The organism is Methylobacterium gregans (genome assembly GCF_022179245.1).
GTDB lineage: Bacteria > Pseudomonadota > Alphaproteobacteria > Rhizobiales > Beijerinckiaceae > Methylobacterium > Methylobacterium gregans.
Genome location: NZ_BPQM01000041.1, coordinates 86,057 through 111,787, shown reverse-complemented (window position 1 = coordinate 111,787; position 25,731 = coordinate 86,057). Strand labels below are relative to the sequence as shown.

General features: G+C 70.8%; 25 protein-coding genes. 13 read left to right on the top strand and 12 right to left on the bottom strand.

Translation table 11 applies throughout. The features are described 5' to 3' along the window. Positions 1-642 (top strand): efflux RND transporter periplasmic adaptor subunit (locus MFF54_RS09990; protein ID WP_238302454.1); only part of this gene is annotated, 642 nt, incomplete at its 5' end. Next, positions 643-3,738: an efflux RND transporter permease subunit gene (locus tag MFF54_RS09985; RefSeq protein WP_238302453.1), complete on the top strand. Its 3,096-nt coding sequence runs from the start codon at positions 643-645 to the stop codon at positions 3,736-3,738. Between the two features lie 7 nt (positions 3,739-3,745). On the opposite strand, the gene MFF54_RS09980 is transcribed toward MFF54_RS09985, so the two are convergent. Then, positions 3,746-4,423: an SGNH/GDSL hydrolase family protein gene (locus MFF54_RS09980; protein ID WP_238302462.1), complete on the bottom strand. Its 678-nt coding sequence runs from the start codon at positions 4,421-4,423 to the stop codon at positions 3,746-3,748. Between the two features lie 20 nt (positions 4,424-4,443). Next, positions 4,444-4,941, bottom strand: a complete 498-nt coding sequence (gene tsaA, locus MFF54_RS09975; RefSeq protein ID WP_238302452.1) for a tRNA (N6-threonylcarbamoyladenosine(37)-N6)-methyltransferase TrmO — start codon at positions 4,939-4,941, stop codon at positions 4,444-4,446. 143 nt (positions 4,942-5,084) lie between these two features. On the opposite strand from tsaA, the gene MFF54_RS09970 reads away from it, so the two are divergent. After that, positions 5,085-6,554 (top strand): AMP nucleosidase, encoded by a 1,470-nt coding sequence (locus tag MFF54_RS09970; RefSeq protein WP_238302461.1) that lies wholly within the window; start codon positions 5,085-5,087, stop codon positions 6,552-6,554. A 3-nt stretch (positions 6,555-6,557) separates the two neighbouring features. Here the strand turns inward: MFF54_RS09970 and MFF54_RS09965 are convergent, their stop codons facing one another. From MFF54_RS09965 to MFF54_RS09955, 3 genes are read right to left on the bottom strand one after another with little or no spacing between them, the layout of a single operon-like run. Beyond that, positions 6,558-7,460, bottom strand: coding sequence for an SMP-30/gluconolactonase/LRE family protein (locus tag MFF54_RS09965; RefSeq protein ID WP_238302451.1), 903 nt, complete (start codon positions 7,458-7,460; stop codon positions 6,558-6,560). An 11-nt stretch (positions 7,461-7,471) separates the two neighbouring features. Continuing rightward, a complete protein-coding gene (locus MFF54_RS09960) occupies positions 7,472-7,933 on the bottom strand; it encodes a cupin domain-containing protein (protein WP_238302450.1) in 462 nt (153 codons plus the stop codon). 11 nt (positions 7,934-7,944) lie between these two features. Further along, positions 7,945-8,421 carry a DoxX family protein gene (locus MFF54_RS09955; RefSeq protein ID WP_238302449.1) on the bottom strand — a complete coding sequence of 159 codons (477 nt, stop codon included), beginning with the start codon at positions 8,419-8,421 and terminating at the stop codon, positions 7,945-7,947. A gap of 211 nt (positions 8,422-8,632) precedes the next feature. Between MFF54_RS09955 and MFF54_RS09950 the strand changes: the two genes are divergently transcribed. The 4 genes from MFF54_RS09950 (at position 8,633) to MFF54_RS09935 (ending at position 12,214) form a co-directional block, all read left to right on the top strand. Continuing rightward, positions 8,633-10,198, top strand: a complete 1,566-nt coding sequence (locus MFF54_RS09950; protein WP_238302448.1) for a GMC oxidoreductase — start codon at positions 8,633-8,635, stop codon at positions 10,196-10,198. 164 nt (positions 10,199-10,362) lie between these two features. Next, complete coding sequence (gene ykgO, locus MFF54_RS09945) at positions 10,363-10,488, top strand: type B 50S ribosomal protein L36 (RefSeq protein WP_003601867.1); 126 nt, start codon at positions 10,363-10,365, stop codon at positions 10,486-10,488. 134 nt (positions 10,489-10,622) lie between these two features. Beyond that, the gene (locus tag MFF54_RS09940; protein WP_238302447.1) at positions 10,623-11,228 is read left to right on the top strand and encodes a tetratricopeptide repeat protein; all 606 of its coding nucleotides are present in this window, start codon (positions 10,623-10,625) and stop codon (positions 11,226-11,228) included. Next, positions 11,225-12,214 (top strand): alpha/beta hydrolase, encoded by a 990-nt coding sequence (locus MFF54_RS09935; protein ID WP_238302446.1) that lies wholly within the window; start codon positions 11,225-11,227, stop codon positions 12,212-12,214. Before MFF54_RS09940 ends, MFF54_RS09935 begins: the two co-directional genes overlap by 4 nt. Positions 12,215-12,218: 4 nt before the next feature. Here the strand turns inward: MFF54_RS09935 and MFF54_RS09930 are convergent, their stop codons facing one another. The 6 genes from MFF54_RS09930 to pdxH all read right to left on the bottom strand — a co-directional run bounded on the left by MFF54_RS09930 (position 12,219) and on the right by pdxH (position 16,318). Next, a complete protein-coding gene (locus tag MFF54_RS09930) occupies positions 12,219-12,476 on the bottom strand; it encodes a hypothetical protein (RefSeq protein WP_238302445.1) in 258 nt (85 codons plus the stop codon). Positions 12,477-12,634: 158 nt separating this feature from the next. Continuing rightward, on the bottom strand, positions 12,635-13,084 hold the full coding sequence (locus tag MFF54_RS09925) for a TIGR02301 family protein (protein WP_238302444.1): 450 nt from the start codon (positions 13,082-13,084) through the stop codon (positions 12,635-12,637). Between the two features lie 125 nt (positions 13,085-13,209). Next, positions 13,210-13,668 carry an NUDIX hydrolase gene (locus tag MFF54_RS09920; RefSeq protein WP_238302443.1) on the bottom strand — a complete coding sequence of 153 codons (459 nt, stop codon included), beginning with the start codon at positions 13,666-13,668 and terminating at the stop codon, positions 13,210-13,212. Next, positions 13,665-14,795, bottom strand: a complete 1,131-nt coding sequence (locus MFF54_RS09915; protein ID WP_238302442.1) for a hypothetical protein — start codon at positions 14,793-14,795, stop codon at positions 13,665-13,667. Before MFF54_RS09915 ends, MFF54_RS09920 begins: the two co-directional genes overlap by 4 nt. Then, positions 14,788-15,510 carry an SDR family NAD(P)-dependent oxidoreductase gene (locus MFF54_RS09910; RefSeq protein ID WP_370880152.1) on the bottom strand — a complete coding sequence of 241 codons (723 nt, stop codon included), beginning with the start codon at positions 15,508-15,510 and terminating at the stop codon, positions 14,788-14,790. The genes MFF54_RS09915 and MFF54_RS09910 overlap by 8 nt, the downstream gene beginning before the upstream one ends. A gap of 211 nt (positions 15,511-15,721) precedes the next feature. Continuing rightward, positions 15,722-16,318, bottom strand: a complete 597-nt coding sequence (gene pdxH / locus MFF54_RS09905; RefSeq protein WP_283206269.1) for a pyridoxamine 5'-phosphate oxidase — start codon at positions 16,316-16,318, stop codon at positions 15,722-15,724. Between the two features lie 135 nt (positions 16,319-16,453). Between pdxH and MFF54_RS09900 the strand changes: the two genes are divergently transcribed. The 4 genes from MFF54_RS09900 (at position 16,454) to MFF54_RS09885 (ending at position 19,598) form a co-directional block, all read left to right on the top strand. Beyond that, a complete protein-coding gene (locus MFF54_RS09900) occupies positions 16,454-16,957 on the top strand; it encodes an RT0821/Lpp0805 family surface protein (protein ID WP_238302440.1) in 504 nt (167 codons plus the stop codon). A gap of 177 nt (positions 16,958-17,134) precedes the next feature. Beyond that, the gene (locus tag MFF54_RS09895; RefSeq protein WP_238302439.1) at positions 17,135-18,070 is read left to right on the top strand and encodes a DnaJ C-terminal domain-containing protein; all 936 of its coding nucleotides are present in this window, start codon (positions 17,135-17,137) and stop codon (positions 18,068-18,070) included. A gap of 145 nt (positions 18,071-18,215) precedes the next feature. Then, the gene (gene fabI, locus MFF54_RS09890; RefSeq protein ID WP_238302438.1) at positions 18,216-19,070 is read left to right on the top strand and encodes an enoyl-ACP reductase FabI; all 855 of its coding nucleotides are present in this window, start codon (positions 18,216-18,218) and stop codon (positions 19,068-19,070) included. Between the two features lie 78 nt (positions 19,071-19,148). After that, positions 19,149-19,598 (top strand): DMT family transporter, encoded by a 450-nt coding sequence (locus tag MFF54_RS09885; RefSeq protein WP_238302437.1) that lies wholly within the window; start codon positions 19,149-19,151, stop codon positions 19,596-19,598. A gap of 5 nt (positions 19,599-19,603) precedes the next feature. Here MFF54_RS09885 and MFF54_RS09880 read toward each other — a convergent pair whose 3' ends face one another. Beyond that, positions 19,604-20,587 carry a polyphosphate kinase 2 family protein gene (locus MFF54_RS09880; protein WP_238302436.1) on the bottom strand — a complete coding sequence of 328 codons (984 nt, stop codon included), beginning with the start codon at positions 20,585-20,587 and terminating at the stop codon, positions 19,604-19,606. Positions 20,588-20,719: 132 nt separating this feature from the next. Between MFF54_RS09880 and MFF54_RS09875 the strand changes: the two genes are divergently transcribed. Then, positions 20,720-21,307 carry a histidine phosphatase family protein gene (locus tag MFF54_RS09875; protein WP_238302435.1) on the top strand — a complete coding sequence of 196 codons (588 nt, stop codon included), beginning with the start codon at positions 20,720-20,722 and terminating at the stop codon, positions 21,305-21,307. A gap of 228 nt (positions 21,308-21,535) precedes the next feature. After that, the gene (locus MFF54_RS09870; protein ID WP_238302434.1) at positions 21,536-25,624 is read left to right on the top strand and encodes a Pls/PosA family non-ribosomal peptide synthetase; all 4,089 of its coding nucleotides are present in this window, start codon (positions 21,536-21,538) and stop codon (positions 25,622-25,624) included. Positions 25,625-25,731: the final 107 nt, after the last annotated feature.

The following is a 25,731-nucleotide window of genomic DNA, read 5'->3' as shown; positions in this document are numbered from 1 at the left end:
GCCTTCTGCAGGCTCGCCCGCATCTGGGCGAGCCTGCAGAAGGCGCGCGACCAGATCGGCTACACCGAGCTGACCGCCGATTTCGACGGCGTCGTCACCGAGCGCCGGGCCGAGGTCGGCCAGGACGTCACCGCCGGCCAGACCGTGGTGACGGTGGCGCGTCCCGAAGTCCGCGAGGCGGTAGTGGACATCCCCGAGGACCTGCTCGGCGCCATGCCGCGCGACGAGCGCTTCACCGTGGCGCTCCAGAGCGCGCCCGAGGTCACCGCGACCGGCACGGTGCGCGAGGTCGCGCCCTTCGCCGATGCGAGCACCCGCACCCGCCGCATCCGCATGACGCTGCAGGACCCGCCGGCCGCCTTCCGTCTCGGCGCGACCATCACGGTCGATCTGACCCGCAAGGTCGCGCCCCACGTCGTCCTGCCCGAGACCGCCATCCTCTCGGCCGAGGGACGCGACGCGGTCTGGATCGTGGACGCTGCCGGCACCCGGGTCGCGCGCCGCCCCGTCGAGGTCGCCGGGCGCCGCCACGGCTTCGCTGCGCTGACGGCCGGCGTCGAGCCCGGCGAGCGCGTGGTGGTGGCCGGCACACATTCCCTGGGCGAGGGTCAGACGGTCCGGCTCGCCGACGAGGCCCTCTAGATGCACGCGCCGCGCGACGCCTCCGCTGCCCGCACGGGCAAGGGCTTCAACCTCTCCGATTGGGCGCTCGGCCACCGCTCCTTCGTCTGGTTCCTGATGGGCGTCTGCCTGCTCGCCGGCGCGCTCGCCTACGGCAAGCTCGGCCGCGAGGAGGACCCGCCCTTCGCGATCAAGACCATGGTGGTCCAGGCCGTCTGGCCCGGCGCCACGATCGGCGACACGCTGGAGCAGGTGACCGACCGGATCGAGAAGGAGCTGCAGCAGATCAACGCGCTCGACTACGTGCGCAGCTACACGACGCCCGGCAACGCGACCGTGTTCGTGCAGTTCCGCGACACGACCAAGAAGGCCGAGATCCAGCCGGCCTTCTATCAGGTGCGCAAGCGCCTGGGCGACATCCAGGGCAGCTTTCCGCAGGGCGTGCAGGGCCCGTTCTTCAACGACGAGTTCGGCGACGTCTACGGCAACGTCTACGCCTTCACGGCGGACGGGCTGACCCACCGGCAACTGCGGGACTATGTCGAGGGCGTGCGCACCGAGATCCTGAAGGTGCCCAACATCGGCAAGACCCTGCTGCTCGGCACCCAGAAGGAGACGATCTACCTCGATTTCGCCACCCGCAAGCTCGCCGGCTACGGCATCGACATCCAGTCGCTGATCCGCACGCTCCAGGCGCAGAACGCGGTCACCGCCTCGGGCGTGGTCCAGGCGGGTCCGGAGCGCGTTTCGGTGCGGGTGAGCGGCCAGTTCGCCTCGGAGGAGTCGCTGCTCGGCCTCAATCTCCGGGTCAACGACCGCTTCTTCCGCCTCTACGACGTGGCCGAGATCAGCCGCGGCTACGAGGATCCGCCGGCCGCGATGTTCCGGGTCGACGGCAAGCCCGCGATTGGCCTCGCGATCGCCATGCGCCCCTCGGCCAACCTCCTGCATTTCGGCGACGACCTGAAGGCGCGCATGCGGCTGATCGAGGCCAAGCTCCCGATCGGCGTCGGCGTGCACCTCGTCTCCGACCAGCCCAAGATCGTCGAGGAGGCGGTCGGCGGCTTCACCAAGGCGCTGGTCGAGGCGGTGGTGATCGTGCTGGGGGTCAGCTTCGTCAGCCTGGGCCTCAGGGCCGGCCTCGTGGTCAGCCTGTCGATCCCTCTGGTGCTCGCCATCACCTTCGTGGTGATGCAGGTGATGGACGTGACGCTCCAGCGCATCTCTCTCGGCGCCCTCATCATCGCGCTGGGCCTCTTGGTCGACGACGCGATGATCACCGTCGAGATGATGGTGGCGCGCCTCGAACTCGGCGAGAACCTGCGCAAGGCCGCGACCTACGCCTACACCTCGACCGCCTTCCCGATGCTCACCGGCACGCTGGTGACGGTGGCGGGCTTCCTGCCGATCGGCTTCAACGGCTCGTCGGCGGGCGAGTACACCTACTCGCTCTTCGTGGTGATCGCGGCCTCGCTCCTGGTCTCGTGGATCGTCGCGGTGCTGTTCGCGCCGCTCATCGGCGTGACCATCTTGCCCAAGACGATGAAGAAGCACGGCCATGAGGGGCCGCACGTGCCCGGCCGGCTCGGCCGCGCCTTCCTGGCCGTGCTGCGCGTGGCCATGCGCTTCCGCTGGATCACGGTCGCGACCTGCGTCGCGCTGATGGGGCTCGCCCTGTTCGGCATGACCCACGTCCAGCAGCAGTTCTTCCCGGCCTCGGACCGGACCGAGATCCTGGTCGACATGACGCTGCCGCAGAACGCCACCATCACCGAGACCCAGTCCCAGATGGACCGCTTCGAGGCGATGCTCCGGGGCGATTCCGACATCGAGCGCTGGTCGTCCTATGTCGGCCAGGGCGCGGTGCGCTTCTACCTCCCCCTCGACCAGCAGCTGAACAACGCCTTCTTCGGGCAGATCGTCATCGTGACGAAGTCGCTGGAGGCGCGAGACCGCGTGTTCAAGCGCCTGGAGGAGATCGGCAAGCGCGACTTCGTCGGCACCGACGTGTTCGTGAATCCGCTTTCCCTTGGCCCTCCGGTCGGGCGCCCGGTGCAGTACCGCCTGAGCGGGCCGGACCTGCAGGTGCTGCGCGAGCACGCGCTCGATCTCGCCAACGTGGTGGCGAGGAACCCGCACGTCGCGGTGCCGACCTTCGATTGGAACGAGCCCGGCAAGGTGCTGCGGGTGGAGATCCTGCAGGACAAGGCGCGCCAGCTCGGCGTGACGAGCCAGGACATCGCGGGCATCCTCAACGGGGTGGTCGGCGGCACCACGATCACGCAGGTGCGCGACTCGATCTACCTCGTGAACGTGGTGGGCCGGGCGCGCGCCGCCGAGCGCACCTCGCTCGACACGCTCCAGAGTCTGCAGGTGACGCTCGCCAACGGCACCGCGGTGCCGCTCCTGGCCTTCGCCAAGATCGACTACGACCTCGAGCAGCCGATCGTCTGGCGGCGCAACCGCGTGGCGACGATCACCGTTCGCGCGGCGATCACCGACACGACGCAGCCGCCAACCGTGGTGGCGGCGCTGCAGCCGGACATCGACGCCTTCGTGAAGGCCCTGCCCGAGGGCTACACGCTGGAGACCGGCGGCGCCGTCGAGGAGGCCGCCAAGGGCCAGGGCCCGATCGCCGCGGTGGTGCCGGTGATGCTGCTGACCATGGCGGTGTTTCTGATGATCCAGCTCCAGAGCTTCGGGAAGTTGCTCCTGGTCTTCTCCGTGGCCCCGCTCGGCCTGATCGGCGTGGTGCCGGCGTTGCTGCTCTTCGACAAGCCGATGGGCTTCGTGGCGATCCTCGGCATCCTGGCGCTGATCGGCATCATCGTGCGCAACGCCGTGATCTTGGTGAGCCAGATCGAGGAGTGCGAGGCCGAGGGCTTGGCGCCCTGGGACGCCGTGGTGGAGGCCACGCGCCACCGCATGCGGCCGATCCTGCTCACCGCGGCGGCAGCGAGCCTCGGCCTGATTCCGATCGCCCGCGAGGTGTTCTGGGGCCCGATGGCCTACGCGATGATCGGCGGCATCCTGGCGGCGACGGCGCTGACGCTCCTGTTCCTCCCCGCGCTTTATGTCGGCTGCTACCGCATCCGGCCGCCGGCGCGGGAGGCGTGAGGGCGTCTCACTGTCCCACCGGCCCGCAGATCTCGGCTTCGAGCGTCCGCATCGCCGGTCGATAGGCCGCGATGTGCAGCCCGTTGCCCATCGAGCCGGGCTTAGCGAAACCGGTTTCCCCGTCCCGCAGCGTCGCGTAGGGATCGGTGACACGGCAGCCCAGGCGAGAGCAGACGGCGCGCAGGAGCGCCGTGTAGGGCGCGACCGAGCCCGCATCGAGTCGCCCGCCGAGCTCGCGCCCGATCGGCGGCAGCGCCGCGACGACGACGCTGTCCGCGTGCCGCATGAGTACGGTCAGGATCCGTTCGCCCGCCGCCTCGAACTGCGCCCCCTGCGCGGCCGAACTCGGATGGTTCTTCGCGATGACATCGTTCGTCCCGATCGCCAGCACAGCGGCGCGGGCACGATGGGGAAAGCGCAGGCTCTCGAGGAATTCGGCATAGGCCGCGGCATTCGCGCCGCTCACCCCGCCATTGACGAGTTCGAGCCCGCATGGGCGCTGCGCGGGGCTCTGCAACTCGGCCTGGCTGTCGCCGGCCAGGAACACGAAGCCGGCGGGCGCCTCGTCGAGATGCTGCTGGACCGCGACACGGCGGCCCTGACCGTAGAGCCGCGCGTCCATGACGGGCCCGTGGAGGCCCCCTCCGAGGATCCATCCGAGTCCGACGAGGAGGCTGGCCGCCACGACGGCCAACGCAGCCCGCCTCACCGCGTGCCCGCGCGGTCGACGGTCGCCTGCGGCCGCGCATCGGTGGAGGCGTAGTACGGCTTGATGTCGAGGAGCGGCGTGCCGTCGAGGCAGTCGAGGCCGCGTACCCGCAGGGCGTCTCCCTCGCGCCCGAGCAGTTCCACCACCGCCAGCGCGATCGGGTTTGGGCGGGCCGGCGAGCGCAGCGAGAAGGTGCCGCGGCTGCCCTCCGCGTGGCGCGGCTGCTGGCGCACCAGCGTGCGGTCGGCCCGGTCCATCCAGTAGAGCAGGATCAGGTGGCTGGCGCCCGTGACGTTCTGGAGCGCGGGAGCGAAGAGCGGATCGACCACGGCGGTGCAGACCGCATCGCTCTGCGTCCCGTTCTTGGGGCAGTCGGCGCGCCGGGTCCAGGGCGTGCGCAGACGCCCGATGAAGTGGAGGCCCGCGTCGAAGCGCTCCGGCAGCGTCACGCTCTCCTCGCCGGGCCGGGGTCCGAAATCGTCGTGCTGGCTCACGGGAAACCTTTCCGAGTCATGCGTCGCGCCCGCCTTTCTGCCAAGAGCGGTCGCGCCGCAAGCCGCGCGCGGAGTGACCCCACGCGGTATAAGGGGTGCGGACGTGTTGGAAGGAGAGCGGCTTGGTCGAGGAATTGCGGCCGATGGAGGCCATTGCCGAGGTCGGCGTCGCGGTGGAGCGGCTGATCGCCCTGCACGCTGAGGCGACCCAGGCCCTTCAGGCCGCGCTGGCGCGCTACCTCGATGGCGGGCCTCCGCCGGACGCGGCCGAGCGGCTGAAGTTCCGCTACCCCGAGATCCGCGTCACCTACCAGCCGAGCGGGCCGATGCCGCGGATCAGCCGGGCGACCGGCAAGCTCCAGGCGCCCGGCACCTACGCCACCACGGTGACCCAGCCGGCGCACTTTCGCGAGTACCTGATCCAGCAGCTGCGTCCCCTGGTGGAGGATTACGGCGTCTCCCTGGAGGTCGGTCTGAGCGCCCAGGAGATCCCGTACCCCTATGTGCTGGAGGCCGGGATCGGCTCGAGCCGGCGCGCCCCGGACGGGGCGGATCTCGCGGCGTGGTTCCCGGTGCCGCTGCTCTCCGTCGTCGGCGACGAGGTGGCGGACGGGCTCTGGGAGCAGCGCGGCGACGCCCCGCGCCCGCTCGCGCTCTTCGACGCCGTGCGGGTGGACTACTCGCTCCGCCGCCTCGTGCACTACACCGGCAGCGACTGGGCCTGCGTGCAGCCCTGGATCCTGCTGACCAACTACCATCGCTACGTCGATCAGTTCGTGCGGCACGGGCTGGAGCGGCTGGCCTCGGGCGCGGAGGGGTTCGAGGAACTGATCCTGCCCGGCGGCGTGCGGGTGACGCGGGGCGAGGCGGCCTCGGCCGACCCGGCCGCCCTCATCGCGGCCTCGCCCTGGCACCGCTTCCAGATGCCGGCCTACCACCTCGTGGCGCGGGGGCCGGACGGCGCGATGCAGGGCACGACGCTCGTCAATATCGGCGTCGGCCCCTCCAACGCGAAGACGATCACCGATCATCTCGCGGTGCTGCGTCCGCATTGCTGGCTGATGGTCGGCCATTGCGGCGGCCTGCGGCAGTCGCAGCGCATGGGCGACTACGTGCTGGCCCACGGCTATCTCCGGCGCGACCGCATCCTCGACGCGCTGGTGCCGCCGGACGTGCCGGTGCCGGCGCTGGCCGAGGTGCAGCTCGCCCTCCAGGCCGCCGCCGCCGAGGTCACGGGCGAGGACGGCGACGCCCTCAAGCGGCGCCTGCGCACCGGTACGGTGGTCACCTACGACGACCGCAACTGGGAGCTGCGCTTCACCCAGGAGCGACGGGTGATCAACCTCAGCCGCGCCATCGGCGTCGACATGGAGAGCGGTACGATCGCCGCGCAGGGCTACCGCCTGCGCGTGCCCTACGGCACGCTGCTCTGCATCTCGGACAAGCCGCTCCACGGCGAGATCAAGCTGCCGGGCGCCGCCAACGCCTTCTACGAGCGGGCGGTCGGCGAGCACCTGCGCATCGGCCTCGCCGCCCTCGACGTGCTGCGCGCCGACCGGAATGGCCTGCACTCGCGCAAGCTCCGCAGCTTCGACGAGCCGCCGTTCCGGTAGGGCTCAGACCAGCGCCGCGCCCCGCCGGTTGACGTAGATCGCCATCAGGCTGTGCGAGACGCAGAGGAACAGGCGGCTGCGGTAGCGCCCGCCGAAGCAGAGGTTCGACACCGTGGCCGGCGTCCGGATCTTGCCGATCAGGTCGCCGCCCGGGTCGATGACGTGCACGCCGTCGCCCGCGCTCGACCAGACATTGCCCTCCTCGTCGCAGCGGAAGCCGTCCGCCATCCCGGGCGCGACCGTGTGGAAGATCCGCGGGTTCGACAGCCGCCCGTCGTCGCCGACGTCGAAGACCCGGATGTAGCGCGTCGGATTCTCAGCGAACTGCAGGCCCGTCTCGGCCACGTAGAGCCTGCGCTCGTCGGGCGAGAAGCAGAGCCCGTTCGGCCCCTCGAAATCGCCCGCCGCGACCGTGAGCGAGCCGTCGCGCGGGTCGAAGCGGTAGAGGTTGGCCGGCAGCTCCGATTCCTGCTTGCCGCCCTCGTAGTCGGTCTGGATGCCGTAGGGCGGGTCGGAGAACCAGATCGTGCCGTCCGACTTGCAGACGATGTCGTTCGGCGAATTCAGGCGCTTGCCCTCATAGGAGTCGACCAGCACCGTGACGCTGCCGTCGAGCTCCGTCCGGCTGATCCGGCGCAGCCGATGCGAGCAGGAGAGAAGCCGCCCCTGCCGGTCGCGGGCATGGCCGTTCTCGAACCCGACATGCGCTCGGTAGACGCTCAGGCCTCCGCCCTCGCTCCAGCGCATCACCCGATCGTTCGGCAGGTCGGAGAACAGCAACTCGTCCCGGTCCGCGAACCAGACCGGCCCCTCGCACCAGCGGAAGCCCTCGGCCAGCGTCTCGAGAGGCGCGTTGGGCAGGACGAAGCTCTTGAAGCGCGCCTGCGTGACCTCGAAACCGTCCATGCGGACCGCTCCTACGTGAAGCGGCCCGGCCGGTTCACCGTCGGCTCCACGTCGAGTCCGGTGACGATCATGGTGCAGGGCTCGTCCCCCACCGTTCCCGAGAGATGGCCTTTCCGGCCGTCGCGCGCGCGCGTGTTCTGGTCCTCGCCGAACATCAGCTCTCCGGGGCCCATCTCGACCCGCTTGCCGTCCATCGTCTCGACGAACCAGCGGCCCGAGAGGATCGCGATCCACTGGGGCTTGGGGTTCTCGTGCCAGTCGCCGATCCAGCCGACCGGGAGCACCGTGAAGGTGACGCCGGCCTGCGACGGATCCATCTTGTCGTTCCACTGCGGCGCCACACCGGGGCCGATGCCCTGGAACTGGAACGCCGTGAGTTCGAACCGCGCCTGGCGGCTCACGCCCTCGTCGTCGGTGTAGACGTGCCAGTAGGGCATGGCCGGGGGCTTCGGGTCGGCTTTGGGCTCGGACATTGTCGGATCCTTCAGGGCTTGGCGGGCGCGTCGGCCGCGTAGGGACCGGAGGAGAGCGGGTGGCGCGCGACATCCGAGGCCGGCGCGTAGCTGCCGCCGATCACCACGAGCAGCAGTCCGCCCACGAGGCCGAAATTCTTGAGGAAGTCCCAGAAATGGGCCCGGCCCGCGCCGTTGCGCGACCAGAAGCCCGGATATTCCCAGAACCGGTGGAACAGCACGGCGGTGACCGCGCAGAAGCCCATCAGAACGAAGGCGGCGGCACGATCGTACCAGCCGATCACGATCAGCACGGGCGTGACGGTCTCGACCACGATGCCGAGCACGAGGAGGAGGGCCGGGAAGGGCAGGGGGCCGGAGCGCGCCTGCTCCATCGCCTCGTCCCAGTGCACGATCTTGTCGAGCGCGCTCGGTGGGAACATGCCGACGAGGCAGATCTTCGCCACGAGCGGTACCGCCACGAGGTTGAGCCAGGTCGAGAGGTCCATCGCGGCGGGCGGGCTCCGGTACGGCGGGTGCGGGGTGTCCGCACGCCGTGGCGGCAACGTCCGCACCGGTCGGCGGTTGCGGACGCGTACCCCACCGGGCGGCTTTCATCGCGCGGCCACGTGCACGATTCCGTGACGCACCCGGCCGGAACGGCTGCGGACAGGCTACGTTGCCGCGCTGTTCTCCCATGCTGCGCCGCGGAATCACCCGATGCAGGACCATTACGACATCATCGTCATCGGCTCCGGCCCGGGTGGCGGCTCGCTGACCGCGCGGCTCGCCGAGACCGGCAAGCGCATCCTGCTTCTGGAGCGCGGGGATTACCTGCCGCGCAGCCAGGACAACTGGAATGCCCGGACGGTCTTCGTGGAAGGCAAGTACCAGGCGACCGAGACGTGGTACGGCGGTGACGGCCGCGCCTTCCATCCGGGCCTGCACTACTATGTGGGCGGCAACTCGAAGGTCTACGGCGCGGCCCTGCTGCGCCTGCGCGAGCGCGACTTCGAGGCGGTGCGGCACGTCGACGGCATCTCGCCGGCCTGGCCGGTCTCCTACGCCGAGTTCGAGCCCTACTACGCTCAGGCCGAGCGCCTGTTTGCCGTCCACGGCAACCGGGGCGAGGATCCGACCGAGCCCTGGGCGAGCGGTCCCTACGACCACCCGGCGGTCAGCCACGAGCCGCGCATCCAGAAGCTCTCCGACGACTGGGCGCGGCACGGCCTGCACCCCTACCACCTGCCGCTCGGCATCAAGCTCGACGAGCGCAACGGGCGTCCGACGCCCACCAGCATCTGCATCCGCTGCGACGCCTTCGACGGCTTCCCCTGCCTCCTCAACGGCAAGGCCGACGCGCAGGTGATGACGGTGGACCCGACGCTCGCCGCCCACGACAACGTCACCCTCCTCGTCAACGCCTACGTGTCGCGGCTGGAGACCGATCCGTCGGGCAAGAGCGTGACGGGCGTGCGCGTGACCCGCGAGGGCCGGGAAGAGCGCTACAGCGCCGATATCGTGGTGGTGGCCTGCGGGGCGCTGTCCTCGGCCCTGCTCTTTCTGCGCTCGGCCAGCGACACGCACCCGAACGGGCTCGCCAACGGCTCGGATCAGGTCGGGCGCAACTACATGCGCCACAACATGTCGGTGCTGATGGCGCTTTCGAAGGAGGCCAACGACACCGTCTTCCAGAAGACGCTCGCGCTCTCGGACTTCTACTTCGAGTCGAAGGCGTGGGAATACCCGATGGGCCTCATCCAGATGTGCGCCAAGACCCATCCGGACCAGATCCGCGGCGAGGAGTTCCCGAAATGGACCGGCTTCCTGCCGGACGCGCCCTTCAACATGGTGGCGCGCCATGCGATGGACTTCTGGCTTCAGAGCGAGGACCTGCCGCACCCGGACAACCGGATCAGCATCGACCGCGACGGGCACACCATCCTCGACATCCGGGAGAACAACCGCGAGGCGCACGACCGCCTCCGCGCCAAGCTCTCCGACCTCCTGGAGCCGGCCGGCGCCTACACGTACCTCTTCGAGCGCTCTCTCTATCTCGGCAAGAATATCCCGCTCAGCGGCACGGCACATCAGGCCGGCACCCTGCGCTTCGGCACCGATCCGCGCGCCAGCGTGCTCGACCTCGACTGCAAGGCTCACGAGCTCGACAACCTCTACGTCACAGACGCGAGCTTCTTCCCCTCGATCGGCGCTGTGAACCCGACGCTGACCATCGTCGCCAACGCCCTCAGGGTGGCCGACCGCATCGCCGAGCGGATCGGCTGAGCGCGATACGGCGTCGCAGTCTCCGGCTTGCCTGTTCGGGGCGAATCCTGTTACAGGGGCCGCCTTTCCGCGATGCGTTGCGCCGCCATCGCAGGGGGCCCTTCGGGCTTCCCGCCCCCGAAACCCGTGCATGGACGGCAGGCACGAGCCCGCCGAAGCAGAACATGAAGATCCGCAACTCCCTCAAGTCGCTCCGCGGCCGTCACCGCGACAACCAGCTCGTGCGCCGCAAGGGCCGGGTCTACGTCATCAACAAGACCCAGAAGCGCTTCAAGGCCCGTCAGGGCTGAGGCCCACCGCCCGCGGCGGCGGGCATCCGATCGGACATTCGAGAGGCAGGTACCGAGCGCGGTGCCTGCCTTTTCGTTTTGGCGCGGCGCTCCGGCGCGTTGACGGGGCGCGCGGGCGCGTACAGGCTCGCGCCATGCTGCGCTCCGTCGTCTCCGGCCTGCTCGCCGCCCTGATCGCGGGCCACGCGCTCGCCGCGCCGCCCGGTCTTGCTGGACGGAGCGAGGGGGAGCCGCCGACCGAGCGCAAGAAGCCCGCGCCCCCCGCCAGTCTGGACGAGCTCTTCGGACGCCTGCGCGAAGCCGAGGACGATGAGGAGGCCAAGGGCATCGCCAAGCTGATTGAGCGGCGCCTCGACCGCTCGGGCAGCGCCACGGCGGATCTCCTCACAGACCGGGCCCGGCAGGCGATGAGCGCGAAGGATTTCGCTCTCGCGGCCGAGTTGATGGACCGGGTCACCGCTCTGGAGCCGGCTTGGTCCGAGGGCTGGAACCGGCGCGCCACGGTGTTCTGGCTGCTCTCCGACAAGCAGGGTGCGGTGGCCGACCTGCAGCGCGCGCTGGTGCTCGAGCCGCGCCATTTCGAGGCCTGGGCGGCACTCGGGCGAATCTACCTGTCGATGGACGACAAGACGCGGGCGCTGAGCGCCTTCCGGCGCGCCGCCGCGCTCTATCCGCGCATGGCCAAGGTGAAGGACGCGATCGATCGTCTCGCCCCCGACGTCGACGGCCGCGACCTGTGAGATTCGTCCTGGTGGTGCTCGCCGTTCTGGCCGGAGCGCCTCTCGTGCTCGCGTTCTGTCTCCTGGCCATCGGTGCGGTCGCGAGCTTGCTGATCGGGTGGCGGGCCGGTGCTGCCTACCCGCCGGCGGGTCCCTTCGTGTCCGTCGAGGGCGGCCGGCTCGCCACGCTGCAGGCCGGGCCAGAGACGGGAGCCCGCGGCACGGTGGTGCTGATCCATGGCGCTTCGGCCAATGCCGCCGACCCGATGGAAGGCATTGGTCGCACGCTCGCGGCGCAAGGTTTTCGCGTGATCGCCTTCGACCGGCCGGGCCACGGCTGGAGCGACCGGCTCGGCGCCGGAACGCCCGCGTCGCAGGCAGACCGGATCGCCACGGCGCTGGCCATCCTTGATCTCGGGCCGGTGATCGTGCTCGGGCATTCCTGGGGCGGCGCCGCAGCCCTGGCACTGGCGCTCGACCATCCGGAGCGCGTCTCGGCGCTCGCCCTGGTGGCGCCCGTGGCGCTGCCCTTTCCCCAGCGGATGACGCTGCCCTGGTACTGGCGGCTCGCCGCGAAGCCGCCCGTCGCGTGGCTGCTCAGCCGGACGCTCGGGCCGCCCCTCGCCCTCTATCACCTTCGCGGCGCGGCCGCCCACGCCTTTCGGCCCCAGCCCGAGGCGGCGGATTACCTCGACCGGGCCCGGGTGCCGCTGGCGCTCCGGCCCGGCGCGCTGTTCGCGAATGTCGAGGATCTGATGGGGCTGCCCGCCGCGCTCGAGCGGCAGAACCCGCGCTACGGTGACTTGCGCCTGCCCGTGCTGGTCGTCTCAGGGGACGCAGACCCCTTGGTGCGGATCGATGCCCAGGCCGGGCCGCTGGCAGAGCGTATCCCCGGCGCGCGGCTCGTGCGCCTGCCCGGCATCGGCCATATGGTGCCTTGGGTGGCAGGCGATCGCCTTGCGGAGGCGGTCGCCGATCTCGTGCCCGTCGCGGCGACGACGCGCTGAGCCCTCAGTGCTGCAGGGCGGTGGTGAAGGCGCCGCCGCGGATGCGCTCGGGAAAACCTTCAGCGTAGCGCGCGGTCGCTTCCTCACCGTAGGTCGTGACGAGTTCCTGGAAGGCCGCGAAGAGGGCGGCCTGGGCCATGCAGTCGGCGTCCAGACCGTCGAGACATCCTTCGGCGAAGGCTTCGGAGACGTAGCTCAACGCGACGCGCTTCTCGTCCACATCGGCCTCGATGGGAGCGGCGGTGTGAGTCGGATTGAGCATGGCGTTAAACATCCTTCGCGCCCGGCCGGAGGCCGGGCGTTCCCCAGGATGATAGGCGGCTCGACCCCGGGCGGCCAGCCAGGAATTGCGAAGCGGTTAACGCGACCGGTCGATTTGAAGGGATTCTTGAACTCGCCTCCCGCTGTTGCCCGCCTGCATCAGCCCCCGAAACGGCCGGCCAGCGCCTGCGACAGCCGCTCGCCCTCGGCGACGAACCGTGAGGCGGCCTCCCGGGCAGAGGGGGTGCAGATCCGGTAGGTCACCGCGTAGCTGCGGTAGCCACGGTTGAACGCTCCGGCAAGGCGATCGCGCCGCGCCTGCGTGATGCCCTCAGCATCGATCAGGGCCTGCATCCGTTTCTGCCACTCGCCCGCGTCCGGCTCCGCGCAGAGACCGCGCAGAAGGGCGAGCGAGCCGATGATTTCGGCGAGGCGCATCAAGTCCCGGTCGTAGGGGGCGGGCTGTTCCGGAGGTGGTGCGGGCTCCTTCTCCTTCTCGGGCGCCTTCGGTGCCGCGCGGGAGGGCGCCCGCTGCTGAGCGAGGGTGGACGCGGGGGCGAGCGGCGCGCAGGCGGCGAATAGGCAGAGCGCCAGGGCCACACGGCGCAAGCTGCCGCCGCTCTCTATGGAACGTCCTCCAGGCCGATCCATGCCGACGCAGAGATCAGCCTTCGCCGCGGAGGGGTATGGGAGGAGCGCGCGCGAAGACCGCTTTGGCCTGTCAAGAAAAACCTTCACAGTACCGGCTCCAGGGCGCTCACCCGTGCGAAGGCCTCGGTCAGGGTACCGACCAGACCGGGCGTGGTCGCGAGTCCCGGCACCTCGTCGAGACGGGCCCAGCGCACGGCGAGCGCTTCGGGGCCTGCCGTCGGCTCGCCGCCCTGCCAGAGCGCCGCGTGCGGGTGCACCACGTAATGGTGCCGGGCGCGGCCCTCGGCGTCCCGGTCGATGATCTCGGTCGGCGAGAGTACGCCGACGACCCGGGCCTCCAGGCCGACCTCCTCGCGCAGCTCGCGGAGCGCCGCTTCGGCCAGGGTCTCGCCGGCCTCCACGAGGCCGCCCGGCAGGGTCCAGACGCCCCGCATCGGCGCGTTGGCGCGCGCGGCGAGCAGGACCCGGTCGCCACGGATCACCGCGATCGAGGCGCCGACGAAAGGGCGCGCCGGGAACAGGCGGCTCTCGGTCTCGCTCACGGCCTCGCGCCCTCCGGTGCCACCACGGCCACGCGCCCGTCGGCGAGGCCGACGAGGATCCGCGCGCCCGCTCCGCGCCCCAGCACCGCGACGCCGTGCTCGGCCGGGGCCGGCAGTGCCGCCCGCAAACGCTCGGAGACGCCGCCCTTCAGCGACACCAGCGCGAGCGCCTGCCCACCCGCGATCGGCAGCGCGAGCTCGGCCGGGCCGTCGCCCTCCGGTTCGACCGGTGCGGCGATGTCGGCGTCGGCTGCGCCTGCACCATAGCCTGAGGCCTCCGCAGCGAGCGTCAGCGCATCCGGTCCAAGTGTCCAGAGCTGGAGCACGCCGTCGCCCCGAACGGTCGCCGCCTGCGGCGCGCCGGAGCGGGTGAAGTCCGCCACCGCGGCGATCCGCGTCGGCGCTACGGGCTGGATTGGCGCGCGCGCGCGCACGCTCCAGTCGGCGCTTCCGTCGCGGTGGCCGATCAGCGCGAGACCCGAGCCCGAGGCACCATCGAGCGTGGCGGCGAGGAAGGCCGGGCTGCCAGAGAGGCGCAGGGCCCGAGGACGTGCGACCGCGAAGACGGAATCTGCCCCGGCCGAGACCGTGGCGGTCGCCACCGGGACAGCTTTCGGTTCGGCCGTCACACCCAGCGGCTGCCGCTCGCGGATGGTGAGGCCGGCCGCTCCCGGGACGCCTGCCGCGCGGGTCGGCCCGGTCAGGTAGGCCGAGAGCCCCCCGGAGACGGCCCGGCGCGAGCCGGGCAGCGACCCGCGCGGCGTCTCGGCGGCGGCCAAGCCCTCGATCGCATCGGCGCCGAGCAGGGTGGTGCGGATCGCCCCGTCCGCGAGCCCGAGCGCGGCGCCGCCGCCCTCGCCCCAGACCACGACGAGGGGCGCGCTGTCCTCTTCGCCGGTCTCCAGCGCCGGCCCACCCGCGCGGGGCCTGGCCATCGGCAGCAATCCGGACGTGGCGACCGAGACCGCGACCTCACTCGCCGGGCCGCGCACAGCGGTGACCCGGAAGGGCAGGTCGAGCACCGTGACGGCGGGCTGGGCCGTGGCCGGCGCGGCAGCCAGCGCGGCGAGCAGACCGAGCAGCGGGCCGGCCCTAGACTCACGAACCCCGCAGGGGCCGTCAGACATGCTGGCCGCCGTTGATGTGCAGTTCGGCGCCGTTCACGTAGGACGAGGCCTCGGTGCACAGGAAGTAGATCGCCTTGGCCACCTCGTCCGGGGTGCCGAGGCGGCGCTGCGGGATCTGCTCGACGAGCTTCTCGGTGCCGGGCGAGAGGATCGATGTGTCGATCTCGCCGGGCGAGATCGCGTTCACCCGCACGCCGAGGGGGCCGAAATCCGCCGCCATCTCGCGGGTCAGCCCGGCGAGCGCCGCCTTCGAGGTGCCGTAGGCCGCACCCGCGAAGGGGTGGACCCGCGAGCCCGCGATCGACGTGACGTTGACGATCGAGCCCCGGGCGCGGGCGAGCTCGTCGCACAGGCCCCGTGCCAGCAGGATGGGGGCGAAGAAATTGACTTGGAACACCCGCTGCCAGTCGGCCCAACCGGTAGCGATCGCCCCGAGCCGCTCGCCCTCGGGGCCCTTCGGCGAGATGCCCGCATTGTTGACGAGCGCGTGCAGCACCCCGCCCTCGGACCGCAGGCGCTCGGCCACCTCGCGCACGCCGCGCATCGTGTCCTCGGCGTCGGAGAGATCGACCTGCAGGTGGTCCTCGGGGCCCATCTCCCAGGGGCAGTTCTCCGGGAAGGGATGGCGCGAGCAGGTGATGACCCGCCAGCCGGCGGCGGAGAACCGCTTCACCGTGGCGTGGCCGATGCCGCGGCTCGCGCCCGTGAGGAGCATGATCCGGCGACGTTCGTTGTGGATTGGGGCCACGGCCATGCCTCGCTGAGCGGCCCGGCGCGGGCCTGCCGCCCTGTCGGCGACCGCCCTGCTGACGGACTGACCTCTGGGTCTAAGCGCTGCGGCGGCGGAAATCCAGGGTTGCCGCCGCGGCGCAGCACGGACGCGGCAGCCTCACGGTACGCTCAGCTGAGGCCCGGACAAGCAGCCTTCACGGATAGAGGCGCGAGCGCGTCCAGCCGTCCTCCGTCCGGGTGAAGCGCACCCGGTCGTGCAGGCGGAAGTCGCCGTTCTGCCAGAACTCCAGACTGACGGGCTCGATCCGGAAGCCGGTCCAGTGCTCCGGCCGCGGCACCGGCGCGTTCTCGTAGCGTGCGGCGAGGTCGGCCACCGCCGCCATAAGGGTCGCTCTATCCGCGAGCGGGCGCGACTGGCGGCTTGCATGGGCGCCGAGGCGGCTCTGCGGGTGGCGGCTGGCGAAATAGGCGTCGGCCTCCTCGGGGGTGACGGGCGTCACCGGGCCGCGGGCGCGCACCTGCCGGCGCAGGCTCTTCCAGTGCAGCACGAGGGCGGCCTGTGGATTCTGGGCAAGCTCCTCCCCCTTGGCCGATTCCGCGTTCGTGTAGAAGACGAAGCCGCGCGCGTCGAAGCCCTTCAGCAGCACGATGCGCACGTCCGGCAACCCGTCCGAGCCGGCGGTTGCCAGCGCCATCGCGTTCGGATCCTCGGGCTCGGCGGCCTCCGCCTCCTTCATCCACGCCGCGAACAGGGCGAACGGATCCTCGGCAAGAGTGAAGTCGGCCGGCACCGCCCCCGGCGCGTGAGCGGAATCACCGATCGTTAACGGCTCCACGGCTTAGTCCTCTCTCATGGCATCCGGTCGGGGGCACCGATGGGGCGCTTCAGCGTTGGGCCTCACGCGGTGGCGGAGAGTTCAGGTGTAATGCGGCAGGGCGTGTGTAAAGACCCCCGGGGCACTCCCGTCGGCAGGGTGGGCGGGCTCGTGCTTGGTGCCGGACTCCTTGCGATCCTGTGCGGGTGCAGCCAGCCGCTCCTGGTCTTCCGTCAGAAGGCCGAGGAGCCCGCCCGCGCGGAAAGCGTGGAGGCTGTCTCCGACCCGGTCGTGACCGGCAGCATCTCGAAGCGCCCGGCGAGCTTCGGCCCCGATCTCGGCGAAGAGGATTGGCGCCGCGCCCGTGCCGCGCTCGGCGTCGCCCTCGATCCCCAGGGGAACGGCCGCCCGGTGAAGTGGGATAACCCGGAATCGGGTCTGCGCGGCTCGATCAACCCGACGGGTCTGCCATACGTCTCCAACGACCTGATCTGTCGCGACTTCCTGGCCTCTGTGATCGCGCCCGAGCGAAGCCGTTTCGTGCGCGGGACCGGCTGCAAACCGTCGGGTGGTTCCTGGGAGCTGCGCCACCTGCGGGCCTCGAAGCAGGCCTGACGGACCGCCGCGCGCAACCATGACCCGGGCCGCTTGACGGCACGCGGAAAGGAGCCGACTTTCGTCGGTCAGGTCGTTGCGAAAAAGCAACACAGGTCCCACATGCGGGCCGAGATCGCCGGGCTGGCGCATAGCGCTGGCCCGACAACCGTGCACGACAGCAAGTCTCCAGAGGCCATGCGCAATCCCTACGACGTGCTGGGCGTTCCCAAGAACGCGAGCGAGGCCGACATCAAGAAGGCCTATCGCAAGCTGGCGAAGGCCTACCATCCCGACCGCAACAAGGACGACGCCAAGGCGAAAGACCGCTTCGCCGAGGCGAACAGCGCCTACGAGATCATCGGCGACTCCGACAAGCGCAAGCAGTTCGACCGCGGTGAGATCGACGCCGACGGCAAGCCGCGCGCGACCGGCTTCGAAGGGTTCGGCGGTGGCTTCGGCGGTGGACGTGGGGGCGGCTACGACTTCGACTTCTCCAGCCGCGGCGGGCGCGGCGGCATGGGCGGTGGCGGTGGAATGGGCGAGGACATCTTCTCGCACATCTTCGGCGAGGCCTTCCGGGCGGGCGGTGCCGGCCCGGGTGGCGGTGGCCAGCGCCAGGCCGCGCGCGGCGAGGACGTCGCCGCGGAACTCAGCGTGACCCTCGAGCAGGTCGGCGGCGAGGAGAAGCTGCGCCTCGTGCTCCCTACCGGCCGCGAGGTCGACGTGGTGATCCCGAAGGGCGTGGTCGATGGCCAGACCATCCGGTTGCGCGGCCTCGGCCAGCCCGCGATGCGCGGGGAGCCCGGCGACGCGCTCCTGACGATCCGCGTGTTGCCGCACCCGCGCTTCACGCCGGAAGGCGCGGACCTGCGCGTCAGCGTCGACGTGCCGCTGGAGGACGCGATCCTCGGCGGCACGATCCGGGTTCCCACGCTGACCGGTGCCGTCGAGATGAAGATCCCGGCGATGACGAGTTCGGGCCGCACCTTCCGCCTGCGCGGCAAGGGCCTGCCCAAGAAGGACGGCACCCGCGGGGACCTGCTCGCCACCAGCGCCATCGTTCTGCCGACAGCCGACGAGGCGGCGCTGACCGAGTTCGCGCAGGCGCGCCGCGCCGCCAAGGCGGTCTGAGACCGCCGGGGCCCGGCCCGCGCCGTCATCCCTCAGGCTTCCGTCCCCGGTCCGCCTCCGCTAAGGAGACCCGCGGCGCAACGGGCCGCCCGGTTCCCGGACCGGGCGCCCGGCAGGCGTCGGCGGCATTCTTCTCGGGTGGGTCATGGCGGATATCGGCGCGGGTGAGGATCGCGGGGCACGCACCGGGACCGGTCTCCTCGCCGGCAAGCGCGGCGTGGTGCTGGGCGTCGCCAACAACCGCTCGATCGCCTGGGGCATCGCCAAGAGCCTGCATCAGCACGGCGCCAAGCTCGCCTTCACCTACCAGGGCGAGGCCCTGAAGAAGCGCGTCGAGCCGCTGGCCCGCGAGGTCGAGGCCCACGTCGTCGGCCACTGCGACGTCACCGACCCGGCCTCGATCGACGCCGTCTTCGCCGAGACCGCGCGCGTCTTTCCCGAGGGCATCGACTTCGTGGTCCACTGCATCGCCTTCTCGGACAAGGACGAGCTGACGGGCCGCTACATCGAGACCTCAGAGGGCAACTTCAGCAAGTCGCTCCTGATCTCGTGCTACTCCTTCACGGCGATCGCCCAGCGGGCCGAGAAGCAGATGCGCGAGGGCGGATCGCTCCTCACGCTGACCTATTACGGCGCCGAGAAGTGGATGCCGCACTACAACGTCATGGGCGTGGCCAAGGCGGCGCTCGAGGCCTCCGTGCGCTACCTCGCGGCCGATCTCGGCCCCTCGAACATCCGCGTCAACGCGATCTCGGCCGGACCGATCAAGACGCTGGCCGCCTCCGGCATCGGCGATTTCCGCTACATCCTGAAGTGGAACGAGTACAACGCGCCGCTGCGCCGGACCGTGACCATCGGCGAGGTCGGCGAGACGGCGGCCTATCTCGTCTCCGACATGAGCAAGGGCATGACCGGCGAGATCCTGCACGTCGATGCGGGCTACCACGTCGTCGGCATGAAGAACCCGGACGCGCCGGACCTCAGCCTCGACAAGGATTGATCGTCCGGGCTCGACGTTCCGGCACAGCGCCACAGTTTCGGCTCCCGACGCCCAATCGCGGAGCGGGAGCCCGGATCCTTGCCCTCACAGGTCGTGTTCTACCTCGCTGCGGCACTCGCCGGCTGCGCCTTCGTCGTGCAGCAGGCGGTCAATGCAGGCCTGCGCGGCGCGCTCGGCTCCGGCATCTGGGCCGGGATGACGAACTTCGTGGTCGGCGGCGTCGCGATCGGTCTCGTTGCCCTGGCGCTGCGCGAGCCGCTGCCCGCCTGGGAGGCCGCTGCGAAGGCACCCTGGTACGCTTGGGCTGGGGGCATGCTCGGCGCGCTCTACATCGTCGGCTCGGTCTTCATCCTGCCGCGCATCGGCGCCGCCTCAATGGTGGCGCTCATCATCCTCGGCCAGATGCTGACCGCGCTCGCCTTCGATCATTTCGGACTGTTCGGCGTTCCCCTCCACGTGGCGAACTGGCCGCGTCTGGCGGGTGCGGCCCTGCTCGTCGTCGGCGTGGGACTGCTCTGCGCGTTCTGAGCGCCCTAATCGGGCACCTTCAGGTCGGCGATGCCCTTCGGGGCCGCAGGGAACTGCGGATCCATCGCCTCCAGGGTGTCGGCGACGGTGCGGGCGATCACGAGATTGCGGAACCATTTCCGGTTCGCCGGCACCACGTGCCAGGGGGCGTGCGGCGTCGAGCAATGGTTCAGCGCGTCGTTGAAGGCGGACTGATACGCATCCCAGGATTTGCGCTCGACAAGGTCGGCCGGGTCGAACTTCCAGTGCTTCTGCGGGTCGGCGATGCGCGCCTCCAGCCGCTCCCGCTGCTCGTCCTTCGAGATGTGCAGGAAGAACTTGAGGATGGTTGTGCCGGACGCCGCGAGAAGCCGCTCGAAATCGTTGATCAGGTCGTAGCGCATCCGCCAGACCGGCTCGGGCACGAGGCCCTTCACCCGCACCACGAGCACGTCCTCGTAGTGGCTGCGGTTGAACACTCCGATCATGCCACGGCCCGGCGTGCGGGCGTGATAGCGCCAGAGGAAGTCGTGATCGAGCTCCTCCGCGCTCGGCACCTTGAAGGAGGCGACCGCGCAGCCCTGCGGGTTCACGCCCTCGAGCACGGCGCGGATCGTGCCGTCCTTGCCGCCGGTGTCGATCGCCTGCAGCACGATGAGCAAGCTGCGCCGGCGCTCCGCGTAGAGCCGCTCCTGCAGGTCCTGGATGCGGGCACGCTCGGCGGCGAGCATGGCCTTCGCCTCCTGCTTGTCGAGGCCGCCATCGGCATCCGGATCGACCGCGGCGAGGCTGAAGGGGCGCCCCGGCTCGACCGTTGCGATGCCCGCTGCGGCCCGGATCGTCGGCAACGCGATCTCCGGACCCTGGCGCTGCTCGATCCGCTCCGCCGCGCCCACCCAGTCGGCGGAGGTTGGCGGGTGCGGGTCGGGAGCGGACGAAACGCGCAGCTTTGTTGCGGGCGCGGGCTCGTTGCGGGATGCGCGGCGGTGCGGTCCGTGCTTCTTCGGCATGAAATTCTCGTCGTTCGGACAAAGACCGTCGGGGCAGGCATTTGAGGTGGATTCGTGAGCTTGGCAACGACCGGCGCGCCACCGCGTTCCGAAACCGGCGAGGACGCAGCCTCTCCGTCCATCCGGGCTTCCATGCGGACCATCTACTTCATTCGGCACGGCCAGACTCCGTGGAACGCGGAAGGGCGGCTCCAGGGGCAGCGTGACATCGACCTCAACCCGACCGGCGAGGCGCAGGCCCGCGAGGTCGCCGACCGCCTTGCGGCGGTGGCCGGCGGCGACCTCGCGGGCGCCGACTTCGTCGCGAGCCCGCTGACGCGCACCCGCCGCACCATGGAAATCCTGCGGGCGCGCCTAGGCCAGGATCCCGTCGCCTACCGGATGGATGATCGGCTCCGGGAGATCAGCTTCGGCGCCTGGGAGGGCTCGACCTGGTCGGAGATCCGGCGGCGCGATCCGGGCGGGGCGCATGCGCGCGACCGCGACCGCTGGGGCTACCGGCCGCCAGGGATCACGGGCGAGAGCTACGCCATGCTGACCGAGCGTGTCGCTCCGGTCCTGGCCGACCTCGGCCCCACGACCGTGATGGTGGCCCATGGCGGGGTCGCCCGCGCGGTGCTGGTGGCGCTCGGCCACCTCGACAGCTACGGCGCGCCGCGCATCGGCATCCGCCAGGGGTCGGTTCTCGTGTTGGATGCCAAGGGCTGGCGGTGGGCCTGAGCCTGGGTATGCATGTCGGAACCTCGGCGTTCCACCCGGATTCATCCGCGCCGCCCTATGGTGCAGGAGGATAGGCGGATCTATCTCCGGCCCCGCCCTGATCTCGGCGCGATCCGGGGCTAGAGCGCGGCCGCGCCTCGCATCGTGCGTTCCCGACGCGCGTGCGGCGCCTCACCGGGCACATCTGACAGGGTCTCCGGCCGATCGGGGCCGGAAGCGGAGCAGCGTATGAGCAGTCTCGCCGAGGGGATCCGGATCGAGACGGGCGGAGGCGAGGCGGACCGGCGCGAGCGCGACCGGGCCGTCCTGCGCGGCCCGTCGCGGCCCGACCTGATCCGCGACGAGGTCCTCCCCGAGATCTTTCGCGATACGGCGCGTCTGCGGAGCGGTCATCCCGCGCTGATCGATGGTACGACCATCGTCGCCGGCGGGCGTCATCCCCGCCTGACCTACGCCGAGGTTTTGGCGCGCGCCGAGCGTATCGCCGCCGGCCTCGCCCATCGCGGAATCGGGCCCGGCGACGTCGTCGGGCTCTGGATGGCCCGCGGGCCGGACCTGCTCGTCGCCCAGATCGGCATCACCCTCTCGGGCGCGGCGTGGTTGCCCTTCGACGCAGAGGCGCCGTCCGACCGCGTCGGCGTCTGCCTCGGCGATGCCGCCGCCAAGGCCCTGCTCGTTTCGGAGGCGCTCGCGCCGCAGGCGCCGGACGCGGCGCCCGCCTTCACGCCTGCCGCCCTCGACGCGGGCACGCCCGCGAAGGCGCACGTGCCCGACCCACGCGCCGCCGGCCTGACGCCGGAGCACCCCGCCTACCTGATCTACACCTCGGGCACGACCGGCATGCCGAAGGGCATCGTCATCAGCCACGCCAACATCTGCCACTTCCTGCGCGCGGCCAACGCCCTCTACGGGATGCGGGCCGACGACGTGGTCTTCCAGGGCGCCTCCGTCGCCTTCGATCTCTCGATGGAGGAGATCTGGGTGCCCTACCTCGTCGGGGCGACGCTCTTCGTCGCCTCGCCGACCATGATGGGCGACGTCGAATCGCTGCCGGGCATCCTGGAGGCGGAAGGCGTCACGGTGCTCGACACCGTGCCGACGCTGCTCGCCATGATCGCGGGCAACCTGCCGAAGCTCCGGCTCGTTCTGCTCGGCGGCGAGGCTCTGCCAGAGCCGCTGGTCGCGCGCTGGGCCACCCCGGGCCGCCAGCTCTTCAACACCTACGGGCCGACCGAGGCGACCGTGGTTGCGACCGCTGCCGAGATGCGTCGGGGCGAGCCCGTCACCATCGGCGGGCCGATCGCGAACTACACCGTCTACGTCGCCGACGAGGCGCTAAACCTGCTCGGCCCCGGCGAACAGGGCGAGTTGCTGATCGGCGGCCCAGGCGTCGCGGCGGGGTACCTCAAGCGGCCCGAGCTGACGGCGGAGAAGTTCGTCCCGAACCCCTACGACCCGGACGGCATCGACCCAGTGCTCTACCGCTCGGGCGACGCGGTCTCGCTGGACGCGGCCGGCAACATCCTGTTCCACGGCCGCATCGACGATCAGGTCAAGGTCCGGGGCTTCCGGGTGGAGCTCGGCGAGATCGAGGCGCGCATCCGGGCCGAGGCCGGCATCAACCAGGCCGCGGTGGTGCTGCGCGCCGACGACGGCGTCGACCGCCTCGTCGCCTTCCTGGTGCCCGAGCGCGGCGCTGAGATCGACCGCGCGGCCCTGCGGCGTGCGCTCTCCGAGCAGATGCCGCCCTACATGGTGCCGGCCCATTACGAGGTGACCGAGACGCTGCCGAGGCTCACCTCCGGCAAGGTCGACCGCAAGGCGCTCCGCGTCGCCCCGCTGACGGTCGTGGCGGCCGAGGCCGACCAGGAGCCGCCACGCAACGACACCGAGGCGGCCCTGCTGGCCGCCGCCCGGCAGGTCTTCGGCAACCAGCCGATCGACCTCGCCGGCGACTTCTTCGCTGATCTCGGTGGCCACTCGCTGCTCGCGGCCCGCTTCGTCTCGGCGGTGCGCGAGGTGCCGGCGCTCGCCGGCATCACGCTTCAGGACGTCTACCGGGAGCGGACGCTCCGGGCGATGTCGGACGCGCTGATCGCCCGTAACGGTGGCGTCGGTGCCGAGGCAGCGATCCGGGACCTCGCCTTCGCGCCCCCGCCGCTGCTGCGCCGGGCGCTGTGCGGCCTCGCCCAGGCCGCGGCCCTGCCGTTCGTGATCGCCCTCGCCACATCGCAGTGGCTCGGCATCTTCGTGACCTACCTGCTGCTCACCGGCGGCGGCCTCGGCTTCTTCGGCGAGATCGCGGTACTGCTCGCCGTCTATGTCGGCATCAACGCCATCACCGCGACGATCGCGGTCACGGCCAAGTGGCTGGTGCTCGGCCGGACCCGGCCCGGGCGCTACCCGCTCTGGGGCGTCTACTATTACCGCTGGTGGCTGGCCCAGCGCCTCGCGCCCCTCGTCCACGTGAAGTGGCTCCAGGGCTCGCCCGCCATCGCGATCTACCTGCGCCTGATGGGAGCCAGGATCGGGCGCGACGTACTGATCTCGGACATCGAGATTGGGGCGCCGGACCTTCTCAGCATCGGCGACCGCGCCTCGCTCGGCGGTCGCCTGGTCGTCGCCAATGCCGAGATCGTGGGCAGCGAACTGGTGATCGGTCGCGTGGCGATCGGCGCGGAGGCCGCCATCGGCACCTCCTGCGTGCTCAGCCACGACACGGTGATCGGCGAGTTCGCCGAGATCGCCGACCTCACCACGGTCCCGACCGGCACCCGCGTGGGCCGGGCCGAGCGCTGGGACGGCTCGCCCGGTCGCAAGGTCGGGATGACGGACCCCACGGCGCTGCCCGATCAGGCGGAGGCTACGCCCGGGCGGCGCGGCCTGTTCCTAACCCTCTACGTCGCCCTGCTCGCGGCGATCCCCGCGGTCGGCCTGCTGCCGATCTTCCCGGCCTTCTACATCTTCGACCAGATCTCGGATTCGCTGAGCGACCTCACTGACATCGACTACCACTTCTACCTGCCGCTGCTGACTTGGCCGACCGCCATGCTGATGACGGCCGGCACGGTGCTGCTGATCACCGGGATCCGCTGGCTCGCCCTGCCGCGAACGCGCTCGGGCACGCACTCGGTCCATTCCTGGTTCTACTTGCGCAAATGGTCACTGGCGCTCGCCGTCGAGGTGACCCTGGAGACGCTCTCCTCGCTCTTCGCCACGGTCTACATGCGGGCGTGGTACCGGCTGATGGGTGCCCGGATGGGGCAGGGGGCCGAGATCTCCACGAACCTCGCCGGGCGCTACGATCTCGCCGAGATCGGCGCGAAGAACTTCGTCGCGGACGAGGTGGTCTACGGCGAGGAGGAGATCCGCCGCGGCTGGATGCATCTCGCCGAGACCCGCACGGGCGCGCGCGTCTTCGTCGGCAACGACGCCGTGGTGCCGCCGGGCGCGGTGATCCCGGACGACGTGCTGATCGGCATCAAGTCGAAGCCGCCGGAGAACGCCGCGATGGCGCCGGGCGAGACGTGGTTCGGCTCGCCCCCGATCCGGCTGCCAGCCCGCCAGAAGGTCGATCTCGGCTCGACGGCCCAGACCTACGAGCCGGGCCTGTGGCCGAAGCTGCGCCGCGGTATCTTCGAGGCCTTCGCGACCTCGTTCTCGCCGATGCTCTACATCACCCTCGCGATCACCGCGATCGACTGGTACTTCTACCCAGCGATTCTGGAGCGCGACTGGTGGGGGCTGGCCGCTTCCTTCGTCGTGGTGAGCGTCGTCATCGCGCTGATCCAGTCCTCGGCCGTCATCGCGATGAAATGGCTGCTGATGGGCGTCTACAAGCCCGGCATGCGGCCGATGTGGTCGTGGTGGGCGATGCGCACCGAGGCGATCGCCGTGGCCTACTGGGGCTTGGCCGGCAAAGTGCTGCTGGAGCACCTGCAGGGCACGCCGTTCCTGCCATGGGTGCTGCGGCTCTTCGGCGTGAAGGTCGGGCAGGGCGTCTGCATGCTCACCACCGACGTCACCGAGTTCGACTGCGTGGAGATCGGCGATTTCTCGGTGATCAACCGGACCTCGGCCCTGCAGACGCACCTCTACGAGGACCGCATCATGAAGATCGGCCGGGTGAAGCTCGGCCGCGGTGTTTCCGTCGGCGCCTTCGCGACGGTGCTCTACGACACCAAGGTCGGCGACTACGCGCGGCTGCGCCCGCTCACCATCGTGATGAAGGGCGAGTCGATTCCGGGCAGCACGGAGTGGGAAGGTGCGCCGGCGGTGCCGGTGGTGCACGCCCCGGAGGCGCAGAAGGCGGCGTGATGGGCAGCCGTCACCGAGCGGGGTGCATCGGACGAGCGAGTCAGTCAGGATCGGGCTGAAACCGCGACCGGCCCCCTCTCCTCTCGGAGAGGGGGCCTGCGCACATC